The sequence below is a fragment of the Roseobacter phycocola genome, assembly GCF_042055075.2.
Classification (GTDB): domain Bacteria; phylum Pseudomonadota; class Alphaproteobacteria; order Rhodobacterales; family Rhodobacteraceae; genus Roseobacter.
Genome location: NZ_CP194010.1, coordinates 630750 through 645382, shown reverse-complemented (window position 1 = coordinate 645382; position 14633 = coordinate 630750). Strand labels below are relative to the sequence as shown.

The following is a 14633-nucleotide window of genomic DNA, read 5'->3' as shown; positions in this document are numbered from 1 at the left end:
GTTGAATATTCTCTACATCATGTTTGACCAGCTCCGGCACGACTATCTGAGCTGCGCCGGCCACCCGACACTGCGCACCCCGAACATTGACAGGATCGCCGGTGAAGGTGTCCGGTTTTCAAACACCTACACCCAGTCGCCGGTCTGCGGCGCCGCCCGGATGAGTTGCTACACCGGCAGGTATGTTTCGTCGCACGGCGCACAGTGGAACGGATATCCCCTGCGTGTGGGGGAGCTGACCCTGGGAGATCATTTGCGCGATGCCGGTATGGATTGCTGGCTGATCGGCAAAACCCATATGAAGGCCGACAAAAAAGGCATGGAGCGCCTTGGCCTGAGCCCCGACAGCATCATCGGCGCCCGGCAGGCCGAATGCGGGTTTGATACATGGTGCCGGGATGATGGGCTGTGGGCCGAGGGGCCGGACGGGCCTTATGACACAAAGGAAAGTCCGTACAACACATACCTGAAATCAAAAGGATATGGCGGCAGCAACCCCTGGGCCGACTTCGCAAACGCGGGCGCAGACGGCGAAGAGATGGCCACAGGCTGGTTTATGCACAACGCTGACCGGCCCGCAAACATCCGCGAGGAGGACAGCGAAACGCCATGGCTGACCTCCGAAGCCATCAGGTTCATTGATCAGGCCGAAGGCCCCTGGTGCGCCCATGTCAGCTATATCAAACCGCACTGGCCCTATATCGTCCCGGCACCCTATCACGATATGTATGGGCCAGAAGATGTCGTCGCCGCCGTGCGAGACCCGCGCGAACTGGAGGACCCGAACCCGGTGTTCGCGGCGTTTACCGGGGGCCGGATCGGGCGCAGTTTTTCCCGCGACGAGGTGCGCAGCAAAGTCATTCCCGCGTATATGGGCCTCATCGCACAATGCGACGATCAGATGGGGCGACTGTTCGGTCATCTGGAAAAAACCGGCCAGATGGACAATACGATGATCATTCTGACCTCTGATCATGGCGACTATCTTGGTGACCACTGGATGGGCGAAAAGGATCTCTTTCACGCTCCCTCCGTCAGGGTTCCGCTGATCATCCGGGATCCAAGGCCACAGGCTGACGCCACGCGCGGGACCGTCAGCGAGACGCTGACCGAAGCCATTGATGTCACAGCGACAATCATTGATGCCGCGGGCGCAGAGGTGCCCGAAAATATAGTAGAAGGCCGGTCCCTGATCCCGCATCTGCATGACAATAAGGACAGGAAAGAGCGCGCATTTGCGATCAGTGAATATGACTACAGCACACACCCGGCCGGGGCGGTTCTGGGCTTAGAGCCAAAAGATGCGCGCCTGTTCATGGTGGCGACGCAGGACTGGAAGCTGGTGCACTGCGAAGGCGGCATCGCACCAATGCTGTTCGATCTGGCCAATGATCCTGACGAACTCTGCGATCTGGGCCGTGATCCCGCGTATGCCGACGTGCGTGCGAGGATGTACGGGCATCTGCACAGCTGGACCCTGCGAATGTCCCAGAGGGTGACTGTGACGGATGGTGAAATCAAACGCCGTGCCAGCAGCCCACCTACGACCGGCATCCTCTTGGGGTTGTGGGATGGCAGCGAAACAGAACCGGCGTATTCAGAACGATACCGCGGCAAGGCACCGGCAAGACCGGAAGGCGACTGACGTCAGTCGTCCTGTTTTTGCGCCGCTTTCAGGGCCTGTCTGAGCGTATCACGGTCGCCGATATGGTTACTGAGAATGAGGATAAGCCGCGCATTACAAGCATCGCTGTCCTCTTTGCTCAGGCCCTCATGCGCGGCAAGAAGCTCCTGGTAAAAGCCATCCGGGTCATCGATATTGGGGGCGAGGTTCAGATCACTCATCGCTTTGCCTTCCGGTTGCCGTTCTGATTGCCCGCAGGATGGCATCACCGTCAAAGTCTTTCCAACGGGCAGCCACATGCTGATCCGGGCGGATGAGAACGATGATGCCCGACAGATCACCAAGGTACCGTTCCGACAAGGCCTTTGTGGGATCGTCGGCTGACGTACTGAGATGCAGCGTTGTCACATGCCGGTCGGGTAAATCGCATGCCGTATCCGCCCGGTTGATGCACAAAAGCGTGAAACCACCTGTCAGGTGATCCAGCAGGAACCCATCTGCCAGCGGTGCGTCTGGGCAGGCAGAACCGGGCCGGCTGGCACGGGGTGCATCCGCCACATCGGGCCCGTTGAGCGGCGAGCCGTCATAGGTACAGGGCACGGACAGGCGGCCGGAATTCACAAGAGGCCGGGCAAAAGCATATGAGCCCGCAAGCTCAAGCACTGCGTTGCGGAACACGACGCTCATATCGGATTTGGGCGTCAGAAAATCAGTCGCTCGTGTTGAGTTCAGAATATTTTCGTCCGCGGCCGCAATACGTTCCTCGGAATATGTATCCAGCAACTCTTCCGGTGCGTCCCCCCGGATCACGAGATCGAGTTTCCAGCACAGGTTATCCGCGTCCTGAATGCCAGAATTTGCACCACGGGCGCCGAACGGGGACACCTGATGCGCCGCATCACCTGCAAACAGCACGCGATCGTGGCGGAATTTTTCCATCCGTCTGCACTGAAAGGTGTAGATTGAGGTCCATTCGAGATCGTATTCGACCCCTTCACCCAGCATGGCGTCGACCCTGTCGCGGATACGGTCCGGGTCGAGTTCCTTTGCCCGGTCGATGTCCCAGCCCAGCTGGAAATCAATGCGCCAGATATCATCAGGCTGTTTGTGCAGCAGCGCCGACTGACCGCTGTTCTTGAAAGGCGGCTCAAACCAGAACCAGCGTTCGGTCGGGAAATCAGCCGTCATTTTGACATCTGCGATCAGAAAGTTATCCTCAAAAACCCGCCCGTTAAAGCTGAGCCCCATAATCTGCCGCAGTGCCGAACGCGCGCCGTCGCAGGCAATGACCCAGTCAGCCTCAACAGAATAGGCACCATCCGGGGTGTCCACCTGCAGCTCTGCATATCCGTCGTGTCGGGTGATGCCCGAAACCACATTGCGCCCCCGGATTTCGACAGGAGCACCCGCCGACTGAGCGGCGTGTATTTCATCAAAAAGGAACTTTTCAAACCACGGCTGCTGCAGATTAATGAAGGCTGGCCGCCGGTGACCCGCCTGAGGCTGAAGGTCGAATTCGAAAATCTGACTGTCGCGATGGAAAACACGGCCCACGTTCCACACGACACCTTTGTCCACCATCGCGTCGCCCGCGCCCAGACGGTCTGCAATTTCCAGCGTACGTTTTGCAAAGCAGATGGCGCGGCTGCCCTGCCCGACGCCCTCGTGGTCATCCAGCAGAAGCACCGGTGTGCCCCGTTTGCCCAGATCAAGAGCGGCAGCCAGCCCCACCGGGCCACCGCCGACAATAACAACCGGGTGACGGCGCGCCGGGCCATCCTGATCAGGTACTTTCGCGTAAGGGTATAAGCGAAAGGCCAGTTCGTACTGCGCGCCAACCATGGTCATGCTCCGCCCTCAGCCCTGCAGTTGTTCCCACATTTCCAGATCACGTTTGTCCGTCCAGATCCGTGGCGTATCCATACCGCGCGCTTCGTCATAGGCGCGCGAAACGTTGAACGGCAGGCAATGTTCGTAGATGGCGTAGTCACTGAATTTCGGGTCACATTCTTCACGCACCGCATGCCAGGCTTCATTGAGCGAGCCTCCGCGCGCGGCAACACGTGCTGCGGGCCTGTAGGTACTGTCCACGAAATCGCGCGTTGATGCGATGGCCCGGTTCACGGCGTCCTGCCCTGTCAGCGCACCGCCGCGACCGGGCGCAATTGCATCCAGCCGGTAATTCCGGATGACATCCAGCGTCGCCCCCCAGTCGGCAAAATGCCCATCCCCGCAGTAACACGCGGAGCGATCCTCAACGATGTCACCGGTAAACATCACATTCTGGTCGGGCACATGAATGACCGCATCTCCCGCCGTATGGGCGCGTCCCGGGCAGCTGATGTCGACCCGCCGTTTGCCAAGATAAACCGTCATGCTTCTGCTGAAGGTCGTCGTGGGCCATGTGAGGCCCGGAATGCTCTCGTGACCTTCGAACAGACGCGGAAACCGCTGGAATTCACTGTCCCAGTCTTCCTGTCCGCGCTCAGCTACCATGGCACGGGCCGTGTCAGACATAATGATCTGACCCGCATTATAAGCGGACGCGCCCAAGACCCGTACTGCGTGGTAATGCGTCAGCACCAGATGGCTGATCGGCTTGTCCGTCACGCTGCGGACTTTTTCGATGACCAGGCCGGCAAGACGCGGCGTGGCCTGCGCCTCAATAATCATCACACTGTCGTCGCCGATAATCACGCCGGAATTTGGATCTCCTTCGGCGGTAAAGGCCCAGAGCCCTTCTCCGATTTCATCAAAGGTGATCTTTTTATCGGTCATATCGCCTTGTGACGCGAACTTCTTTGACATTTTACGATCTTCTTTCTGTTTTTCCTGTTCAGGCCCTTTGGCCTCATTCTCAGCCATCTTACGGCTGCGTCATCCGAACGTTCTGTTCAATCGCGCCGAATATTGACTGTCCCTCACTGTCTTCCATCCACATCCTGACGCTGTCACCGTGCTGCAGAAAAGGGGTCACCGGTGCTCCTGTCTCAATAGTTTCGATCATGCGCTGCTCTGCGATGCAGGAGTACCCGGCGCCGCCGTCAGACACTGGTTTTCCAGGCCCGCCGTCCAGCTTGTTCGAAACGGTTCCCGACCCGATTATCGTGCCGGCCGCGATGTCGCGTGTTCTTGCGGCATGCGCAATCAGCGTGCCGAAGTCGAAGGTCATATCGATACCGGCATCCGCGCGGCCAAACGGCTCGCCATTCAGATCGACTTTCAGGACGCCATGCAATCGACCATCGCGCCATCCCGGAAGCGCATCCGGCGAGACAGCCACGGGGGAGAAAGAACAGGCGGGTTTTGACTGCACAAATCCAAAGCCCTTGGCCAGCTCACCGGGGATCAGACCCCGCAGCGAGACATCGTTGCAGAGCATCACGAAACGGATTGCTGACAATGCCTCGTCCCGGCTGGCGCCCATCGGAACGGCCGCCGTGATAACGGCAATCTCCCCTTCGAAATCCACGCCCCAGTCCGGCTGACCGGGGATGTCATCACCCGGTGACAGAAAACTGTCCGAGCCGCCCTGATACATCAGCGGATCAGTCCAGAAGCTCTCCGGCATTTCCGCGCCCCTCGCCCGGCGTACAAGCTCGACGTGGTTCACATAGGCGGATCCGTCAAGGAACTGGTAGGCGCGCGGCAAGGGCGATCTGCACCGTCCCGCGTCAAATTCCAGCGCGGTGCCTTCGGGCGAAATCCGGTCCGCATCCAGCGCCTGCTGGAGCGTCTTTTCCGCGCAGAACTGTTGTGTTCTGAGGTCATCGGACACGACGACCAGCCGGCCGTCCGGGGTTCCGTCATCTGTGGTTGCGATTTTCATTTCCGCCCCGGCGTTCCATCAAACTTCTTTTCAAGGTCTTCCCAGCAGTCGATGTAGTCGTCCTGCAAAGGTGCTTCTTTACCCGCGAAAGTGGTCAGGTGCTGAGGGAAGCGCGTCTCAAACATAAAGGACATCGTGTTGTCGAGCTTGTCCGGGCCGAGATTAGCATTGCTCGCGCGCTCGAAGGCATCCCGGTCCGGGCCGTGCGGCAGCATCATGTTGTGCAGTGACATGCCCCCCGGCACGAAGCCCTGCGGTTTGGCATCATACTGGCCATATATATTGCCCATCAGTTCCGACATGATGTTCTTGTGATACCACGGCGGCCGGAACGTGTTTTCCGCGACCATCCAGCGTTCCCGGAACAGAACAAAGTCGATGTTTGCAGTGCCGGGCTGGCCCGAGGGCGCCGTCAGGACAGTAAAAATCGACGGATCAGGGTGGTCAAAAAGCACCGCACCGACCGGGCAATAGGTTTCGAGATCATATTTATAAGGCGCATAGTTTCCATGCCAGGCCACCACATCCAGCGGCGACTGTCCGATATGGGTTTCGTGGAATTGCCCGCACCATTTTATGGTTACGGTGGACGGTACTTCGCGGTCCTCATAGGCGGCTACGGGCGCTTTGAAGTCACGTGGATTGGCCATGCAGTTTGCGCCGATTGGCCCGCGGCCGGGCAGTTCGAACTTCTGACCGTAATTCTCGCAGACAAAGCCCCGGCAAGGACCATCGAGCACTTCGACCCGGTACAGAAGGCCGCGGGGCAGGATGGCAATTTCCTTCGGGGCAAGGTCGATAATGCCCAGCTCGGTACAAAACCGCAGATGACCCTCCTGTGGAACCACCAGCAGTTCGCTGTCTGCTGAATAGAAATACTGATCCACCATGGATGCGGTGACGAGGTAGATATGGCTGGCCATGCCCACCCGGGTGTTAACATCGCCTGCTGTGGTCATGGTCCGCATGCCGGTGAGCCAGGTCAGCGGCGTGTCGCTGTGTGGCACAGGGTCCCAGCGGTATTGTCCAAGACTGGATACGTCATCCGGCATGTGTGGTGCCGACTTCCAGTAGGGCAGATCTACACGCTGATATCTGTGTGAATGCCGCACAGACGGTCTGATCCTGTAACACCAGGTGCGTTCGGGACGCTCATGCGTGAAGGCGGTTCCGCTGAGCTGCTCACCATAGAGCCCGTAGTTGCACTTCTGCGGACTGTTCATGCCCTGGGGCAATGCATCCGGCAGTGCCTCGGTCTCAAAGTCATTGCCGAAGCCCGGCATGTAGCCCGCATGTGGCCCGGGAAGCGACGGTGCCTGGACAAGAGGCGCGCTCTCGGTGTGACGGTTCATCCGGTGTCCTCCCCTTTTGCAGCTGCTCAAGGGGTGTAGTTGTTGCTTTTGTAACTATCAATAGTCCTGTAGCACACCGGCAGCGGCTTCAGGGATAAAACGGGTTAGCGGGTGTCCGCTGACCGCCAGACATCCGCGCGCCGCATCAGCCGGGCGACTTCCTCACGCACATCGTCGGCGCTCAGGATAAAGGCCTCCCGCGCCGAAGCATTTCCGGAGCGTCCGGGACGCAATGCTGCAACCATGCCCACGAGCTGACCGCGCCTGTCAAAGACCGGACCGCCCGAAAACCCGCGCCGCACCCCCGGCATACGGGCAATGACCCCCCGCCCGAAAGGCCGTACAGTCTGCATCCCCGAAGACACCGTGCCCGGCACAGTCACCTGACGGCGGGGTGCACCACTGGACGCGATAACACCAACTGCATAGACGGACTGGCCACGCCCATCGCGTGCCTCGCCCGCAGGCGCAACCGGCAGAAGCCCGTCTGATATGGACAGCACAGCAAGATCGATACGGGGGCTGATCGCCAGAATGCGCGCTGCAACGCGTGGCTGGCCGGGCAGCAAAAGGTAAATCAGATCGCCAGCATCACGCCCGCCGACCACATGGGCATTGGTGACAGCGATGCCCTGCGAAATCGAAAACGCGGATCCGGTGACTGATCCGTTCACCACAGCCGCGTGATACATGACCGGTTTTCGCGCCTCGATGGCATGGGCGCGCGCTGTGTTCAGGACTGAAACCAGCACGAACACCACAAAAATCCGGACGACAACCGTCGCGACGCAGCCAAGCCTGCGCCCTGCTCTGCTCCAAAGCATGGATACACTCCAACCCAAATTGCCCGAAACATCGGACAAACCCGGGTAAGAGACTGCGCCACGCACCTTAATGCGGGGCTAACGGTGGCTCCGTGATTTCAGCGGATTTTATTCAACACAGCCGCGGGACGTCAGAAACGTGCAACTGCCCCCAGAAAGAAGCGGGTTTCCGCAGATGTGTCTGTTGTGTCGTTTGCAGTGCCGCTGATCTGGCGCACGATGGTGGGCGTCAGGGAAAGCCATGGGGTGACTGCAATGCGCGCACCAATCCCGACTGATCCGAGGTTCTCCCACTGGATACCGTCCCGTGCAATGGACCTGTCGTATGCCCGGCCGTAATCCACAAAGGCGAATACATCTGCCGCTTCCGCGAAGGAACCGAGGGCATCTGCACCCAGTGTCCGGCGCAGTTCCGCGCGGCCCGCATATCCGGAATCGCCCGACGTGTTACCGGGGGCAAAACCCCGTCCGATTGTGGAACCGCCAAGGAAGAAACGCTCTGAATTCGGCTGAACGCCCCGTGTCATCTGACCGGTGATTTCACCATAGAGCGACCACGGTCCGTCCCCCAGAGACTGAAGCCGCGACAGGCGTATCTGGGCGGATGTGAAGGTCAGTTCCCCCGCCGCAGGACCCGTGGCAGATCGCCGTGCACCGGCAACATCAAGCCCCTGCCGCAGAGACACATCCACCAGGCTGATCCCGCCCCGGCGGTCCGCAACATCCCAGGCCAGTCCTGTTTCCAGAACAACCAGCCGGTCCTCTTCTTCGGTCGACAAACCCGACAGCCGCGTTTCCGCATCGCTCTGACGCGCAGTCAGCCCGAACCGGCCGATCAGGTTGGACGATCTTGTACGCACAAACGGGACGACCAGCGCCGCGGAAATCTCCTGCTGCTCAGAAATCGTTGTCAGGTCTGCTGTAGCACCTGTCTGTGTCAGATCGGGATCGCCCCGGAACACATTGGCATCGAGCCGCAGCCGCGCGCCGTCCAGAAAACTGCCGGCGACACCAGACAGCGGCGCCTCAAATGTCACAGCCCCAAACACCAGAGATGTTCCCTGCGGCGCCAGTGCCAGCGTGTAATCCATCGTCTCATTCAGGCCGAAAGCATTGAACGTTCTCAGCCCCGCGCCCAGCGTCCATTCGCCATAAAGACGCGAGCCCCGGTTATCGACAGACACGTAGCCTGTGCGGTTCTGCGGCGTGATACTGACATCCAGATCGGCCGCACCGAACGTGTCCGGGGAGGGACCAAGAACTGTCTGAACCGACCCGGGCGAGGCCCCGCCCACCGCATCACGCGACAGCAGAACGCCGCGCTCCAGCGTCTCAAGGCGCAATGGTCTTTCGCTGTCGGTCGCGCCAAAATACTCCTCGACCAGGCGTTGCTGTTCCGGTGCACCGCCGTTGAGACGCAGATCGTCAATGAAACCCTCAACAACGATGATCTCGACCACACCATCATCGATCGACTGCGCCGGCAGTATGGCCTGTGACAGAACATAACCGGCCTCGCGGTAGGCCGCGCTGATGCGTGCTGCGATGGCGTTCAGTGTGGGCACGGTGACCGGCTGGCCCAGAAGGTTCGCCCAGATGGGCGTCAAAACCTTCTGGTCCAGGACGGTTGCACCTTCGAGTGCGACGCCGCGCAGAATAAATGAGGGCCCGTCGCCGCCCGGCTGAAGCGGTCCGCCGGCCTCCGGCGTTTCCGGTGATGAGACACGCGGTTCTTCCTGACCTGTGGTGTCCGGCAATGGCGGCACCTCAGGAGCCTGCGCCTGAGAGACGGCCGGAGTTGCCGCGAGAACAGTAGTCAGCAGAAGGGAGTGCAGGCGCATCAACGACGATCCCAGTATGATTCTGGCCGCACCACCGGCACGCATCCGGCGCGTGGTGCAGTACCGATATTCGCAGCAACGCCGCAGTCTCCGCTTGTTTCAGCGTCAAGCCCGCCCGCAGCAGGAACAAAGCCCTGTGAACCCGTATCTCCAGCCTGCGCAAAGGTTTCGACTTCGCCCAGAGAGTAGGTCAGTGCGAATGGGTCAGACTGTGCCAGCGGCGCATCCCGCTCAGTGGTGCGGAATGCGGCATCACCAGGTGTCAGCGGATAGGCGCGGCGCCCTGCCCGGCGGGCGCCATCCACGCCGCCCTCGCTCAGGTCCGTTGCTGCCAGGCTGTCAGGCGCCACAGCACCGACAGTCAGAACACCATCAACAAAGGTGATCGCGTAATTGCCTGATGTCACACCAGCGGGGGTGATGGCAAATGTGCCCGCGGGGCTGGCCTGCGTCGCCGGTGTTGTCAGTGTCAGGTTGCCATCCAGATCACCGATTGTCTCCCCCAGAACAAAACCCGTGATGGTCTCGGTGAAGACCGGGTTTGGTTCACCCGCATCGCGGCTGGCATCATTTGCTGTAATCGTGAGAGGGGCCGGGTTGACAGTCAGCGTTCCGTTTTCAAGAGGAGCGAGCGCATATCCCTGATCAGAAGCCGTCCCAGCCATAAGAATGATGTCATAAGGACTGCCATTGACCTCTGCCGTCGCCGGGGCACCTGTGCTTGACACCGTCACCAGAGCCGTCAGGGCGGTCGCCTCAGAATCCCCGGGCCGAAGCCCGGCAACCGTAAACCCGAGCAACCCGGTGACGTCATCCCCATAAGTCTTGGTCAGGGAATTTGCTGTGAACCGCAGAACGGGCTGTTCTGCATAGACGATGCGGTTACCTGCAAATGTCGCACCAAAGGGATCGCGGTTTCTTGGATTGTACGCGCGGTTATAAAGGTCGAACTGACCGGAGTCCGGTTCGGTACCGGTCAGACCGGCGAAGGTATCGATGTAGAGAAGCCAGCGGGCACCTGCTGCAGGTGTTGTCAGAACGTCCGCGCCGGCATCATTGCGGAACGCGTTTCCGGCGGCGACAACAACGGATGTGCCCCCCGCAGTTCCTGTCACACGCGCGCCGCTGTCAAGGCGCACGCCACCATCTGTCTGCAACAGAACCGTTGTAGCCTCGACCGGCCCCCCGATGCGGATCATGCCGCCCGTACCGGCATCTGCACTCGCGGTCACATCAAACCGCTGGCTGGCTGAACTGAAACTGCCCGAGGCCAGCGTAAAATCAGAACCGGGGTTCAGATCAAATCTGGGACGTATCGTCGCCGTGATATCGCCGGTCAGTGTGGTGTCGCCGGTGCCACGTACAAAACCGCGCCAGCTCTGCGTTCCTGCATCAAGGTTCAGGGAGGCACCGTTCAGCGCCTGGATCTGGCCTCTTGCTCCACCGGTGCCATCAGCAACGGTCAGTGTGTCCGCGTCAATACTGATGGAGCCCCCTGCGCCCGCCAGAATCTGGGCGTGGCCACGGTTCGAGCCATTGCCGCCCAGAACGGAAACAACCGGTGCGGTCAGGGAGATGTCAGACGAGTCACGCGTCCGTCCCAGCCTTGCCAGCTGGCGCGACCGCGTACCACCCTGCAGACGGATCTCCGTCGCCGCGACGATATCAATTGCGCCGGAATTTGAATAAATCTGCGTATTGCGGTTCGTATTGTTCGTGCGCTGCAGTAGAACGCTGCCATTTGTCGCTTCCAACAGCATACGGCCCTGGTTGGTTCGCAGGATCTGGTTGGCCCCCGATCCGCCAAAGACAACGTCGCCTGCACGTGAAAGGACCGTCACGTCGCCACCCCTGGTGGAGTTTACGTTCCTGTTGATCGTCACATCATTCTGCGCACGCAGGTCGATTGACCCCTGACCGGTAGAAGCAACAGACCGGTTCAGGGTAAGCTGGTCTCCGGCATCAATCAGATATCCACCCGAGCCGCGGTTCTGCTGGTCACGGTCGACCGTCACGGAACCGTCGGCCCTGATTTCCACATTACCCGCACCACGGCTGAAAACCGACCGGTTCAGGTCGACAAACCCGCCTGCATTGATGTTGATATTACCGGTCGAGAATGTCTGCACATTGCGGTTCACGGTCACATTGCCACCCGCGGTCATGGCGATGTCACCGGTTCCGCGGCTTTGTATGTCACCGGTTTGCACTCGGATATCGGTGCCTGCATTCAGGACCAGATCGCCGGCGCCGTCTGACCGCAGCCTGCGGTTCACGACAATGCTGGTTCCTGCATCCAGTGTGACGTTTCCTGCGCCATCAGTCCGCAATGATCTGTTCAGGACAATGTCCGCATCAGCATCAAGGGTAAGGCTGCCAGCACCGTTCCAGCGCAGATCGGCTGCGACCGTGATGTTGCCCGGGTCCGTTGAGCCCGCCTGATCAGTTGTGATCGTAACATCAGAGCCAGCATTCAGCACGGTACGGATCGAATTGCGGTTGATCCGGAAGTCACCGGCCCCGGCGGGCGGACTGTTTACCCCAGCTGTCGCACCGGACCCACCGTTCGCAATAACCACGTTGCGCGGATCAAGCAGCCATTGCCCACCAGAACCCAGTGCAACTTTCGCGTTATCACCGACATCAAGGTTGATGCGGCCGGATGTTTCGACAAATCCCCCGGAAATACTGCCGGTTGCCGAAATCATGCCGTCAAACCACGTGCTGTCGTCGGACCAGACGACCACGTCACCGCCGGAGCCCGAAGCGCCATCCGCGGAAAGTTCTGCCCCCGAGGCAACCCGGGTCTGCTGTGCGGTCCGCAGGTCACCGCCACCTTTGACGTCTCCTCCGGCCAGAATGCTGCCGCCGTCCTTGCCCCCATCTGCCCAGAGACGCGCCGCCGCGGAGATTTCCACTGTTTCGCCCAGCACCCAGATGCTGCCGCCGGAAGACTCCTCAGAGGACGCATTAACAGTCCCGGCCACCCGGACACCTCCGCCGCCGCGACCGACCAGCTCAATGCTGCCGCCTTTGCGTGCGCCGGAAGCCGCCCGGATCACGCCGGATGTATTGATCACACTGTCCAGAGCACCTGCAGCGCCACTGGCTGTCAGCAGCACACGGCCGCCGGATACATCTACCGAGCCGGATTGCGTAACGCGACCACCCTGTGGCGCGCCATCAACAGCGACCTGGAACACGCCGTCACCAGACAGGTCGATGGTGGTCGTTGTGCCGGAAGCGAGCGTAACCGTCCCCATATGCGCCGAAATCACACCCGCGTTCTCAACATCTGTGCCAACCAGCGCCGCAAGACCTGCATCGCCGATGGTAAAACTGCCTTCGTTCACGACCCGTGCGCCGGGGCGCTCCCCGCCACCGATCCGGAAATTGCCACTGGACATGAAATGATCAGCGTCCACGATCTGCGACGACGCCACGAGCCCACCGGTATCCACGCGGGCCGTGCCGGAGAACAGCACACCCGCCGTGTTCTGGATGACCACAGTTCCGGGTGCCGTAATCGTTCCCTCGATCAGGCTGGGTGTAACGGACTGCACCCTGTTGAGCGTCGCGGAACTGCGTCCCAGCTGATCGAACACCACCGTATGGTCACGGCCAACATCAAATCCCTGCCAGTCAATGATCGCCCGATGACTCGATTGCTGAATGACTGACGTCGTAGCTGTCTGTGAGATGGATGCCGCACCCGCGGCAACCACGCCGCCTTCGGGCGACTGTGCGACTACAGACCCGGCGCCGAAATATGATGCCCCCAACATAAGTGCAATTGCGGACGTGCCCGCGCGCAAAAACCGCCGGTGGTTTCCTGACTGCCTCTGTTCCCGCATACCGATACTCCACTGGCCCAAACCGGGCACACTACCCGTAAATCTAATAAAATTTTACTCAATATAGAAAAGTCGGGAAGTTCCAGCGAGTGTCGAATATGCAATAGGTTAATGGCAAAAAGGCCGTTTTTCGATGCCGTGGGCGCGTTTCTGCCACACCGATGTCAGGTTTCCCGCACGTGGTGAGCTATATACGTCACTGTGCTGCCCCGGCTTTCGATCCGCTCAGTCACTTCCCGGCGCGGCCAGCGATCCACGCAGACAAAGACGCGCCTCAAGCAATGATGTTTTGCCACTGGTTCCGTTCTGCACCATGCCGATCAGTGTACGGGCGGCGGTGCGTCCCATCTCCCGGTGCGGGACATGCACAGTGGTCAGGGGCGGCGACAGAATGCCCGCAAGTTCAATGTCATCGAACCCCGTGACCGAGACATCCTGCGGCACCCGGATGTCCATTTCAGCCGCGGCGCGGAGCGCGCCTGCAGCAAGAACGTCATTTCCGCACATCACCACCGTTGGCTTTTCCTCCGCCTGCATAAACAGCCGGAACGCAGCAGCGCCATTCGCGATGTCGTAGGGCGTTTCGGATATCTCAACACAGTCCCTGCCGAGACCCGCGTCTGAGACCGCGTCAAGGATCCCTTCGACCCGCCGGCGCGCCCGGTCATTGCCATCCGTAATCCCGGAAATAACGCCAATTCTGCGATGACCCAGCGCCAGGACCTCCTGCGCCAGGGCGCGCATCGCTGATCTGTTGTCAAAACCAACAGACGGCAGCGTACCGTCGGCCTCATAACTCCAGGCCGCCACCGCCGGCGTGCCCTGCTTTTCCAGATACTCCGCCACCGTCGCCGTCCGGTCGTGACCAATGAGCAGAAGACCATCTGCACCACGGGCAATCAGAGCGCGGATCTGTTCCTCTTCGATCTTCGGGTCGTATGCCGAGCTGGAAACAAGAAGTGTGTACCCGCTCGCACGCAGCTCCTCCTGAAAGGCCTGCAGCCCCCGGGCAAAGATCGCGTTCTCCATTGTCGGAATGACGGCACCGATGGTGTACGTACGCTTGGCGGCCATCGCCCGGGCCCCGAAATTCGGCGTATATCCAAGCTGGTGCACCACCTCGAGCACACGCTTACGGGTGTGTTCCACCACCTGTTCAGGAGAGTTCAGACAGCGCGAAACAGTGGCCGTCGAAACGCCTGCCGTTTTGGCCACATCGTAGAGCGTAGGGACCGACCGGTTTGACGTCACAGCCGGGCATCCGTGCGGATTATTGATCCATTCAGTCTCATAAATGCATTATGCAGGT

Annotated in this window: 10 protein-coding genes; 1 reads left to right on the top strand and 9 read right to left on the bottom strand. The window is 60.1% G+C overall.

Annotation, left to right across the window (positions count from 1 at the left end):
• Position 1: 1 nt before the first annotated feature.
• Positions 2-1645: a sulfatase-like hydrolase/transferase gene (locus AB4K19_RS03215; RefSeq protein ID WP_436399027.1), complete on the top strand. Its 1644-nt coding sequence runs from the start codon at positions 2-4 to the stop codon at positions 1643-1645.
• Between the two features lie 2 nt (positions 1646-1647).
• On the opposite strand, the gene AB4K19_RS03210 is transcribed toward AB4K19_RS03215, so the two are convergent.
• The 9 genes from AB4K19_RS03210 to AB4K19_RS03170 form a co-directional block, all read right to left on the bottom strand.
• Positions 1648-1845 carry a DUF2783 domain-containing protein gene (locus tag AB4K19_RS03210; protein WP_375230504.1) on the bottom strand — a complete coding sequence of 66 codons (198 nt, stop codon included), beginning with the start codon at positions 1843-1845 and terminating at the stop codon, positions 1648-1650.
• Complete coding sequence (locus AB4K19_RS03205) at positions 1838-3466, bottom strand: FAD-dependent oxidoreductase (protein WP_436399560.1); 1629 nt, start codon at positions 3464-3466, stop codon at positions 1838-1840. The genes AB4K19_RS03210 and AB4K19_RS03205 overlap by 8 nt, the downstream gene beginning before the upstream one ends.
• Positions 3467-3481: 15 nt before the next feature.
• Positions 3482-4432, bottom strand: a complete 951-nt coding sequence (locus AB4K19_RS03200) for an MBL fold metallo-hydrolase (protein WP_375230964.1) — start codon at positions 4430-4432, stop codon at positions 3482-3484.
• A gap of 58 nt (positions 4433-4490) precedes the next feature.
• Positions 4491-5453, bottom strand: a complete 963-nt coding sequence (locus AB4K19_RS03195) for a fumarylacetoacetate hydrolase family protein (protein WP_436399024.1) — start codon at positions 5451-5453, stop codon at positions 4491-4493.
• On the bottom strand, positions 5450-6805 hold the full coding sequence (gene hmgA, locus AB4K19_RS03190; protein WP_375230503.1) for a homogentisate 1,2-dioxygenase: 1356 nt from the start codon (positions 6803-6805) through the stop codon (positions 5450-5452). Before hmgA ends, AB4K19_RS03195 begins: the two co-directional genes overlap by 4 nt.
• Before the next feature lie 104 nt (positions 6806-6909).
• Positions 6910-7629, bottom strand: coding sequence for a S1 family peptidase (locus tag AB4K19_RS03185; RefSeq protein WP_375230502.1), 720 nt, complete (start codon positions 7627-7629; stop codon positions 6910-6912).
• A gap of 131 nt (positions 7630-7760) precedes the next feature.
• A complete protein-coding gene (locus tag AB4K19_RS03180) occupies positions 7761-9470 on the bottom strand; it encodes a ShlB/FhaC/HecB family hemolysin secretion/activation protein (RefSeq protein WP_375230501.1) in 1710 nt (569 codons plus the stop codon).
• The gene (locus AB4K19_RS03175) at positions 9470-13255 is read right to left on the bottom strand and encodes an MBG domain-containing protein (RefSeq protein WP_436399021.1); all 3786 of its coding nucleotides are present in this window, start codon (positions 13253-13255) and stop codon (positions 9470-9472) included. Before AB4K19_RS03175 ends, AB4K19_RS03180 begins: the two co-directional genes overlap by 1 nt.
• A gap of 294 nt (positions 13256-13549) precedes the next feature.
• A complete protein-coding gene (locus AB4K19_RS03170; RefSeq protein WP_375230497.1) occupies positions 13550-14575 on the bottom strand; it encodes a LacI family DNA-binding transcriptional regulator in 1026 nt (341 codons plus the stop codon).
• Between the last annotated feature and the right edge of the window lie 58 nt (positions 14576-14633).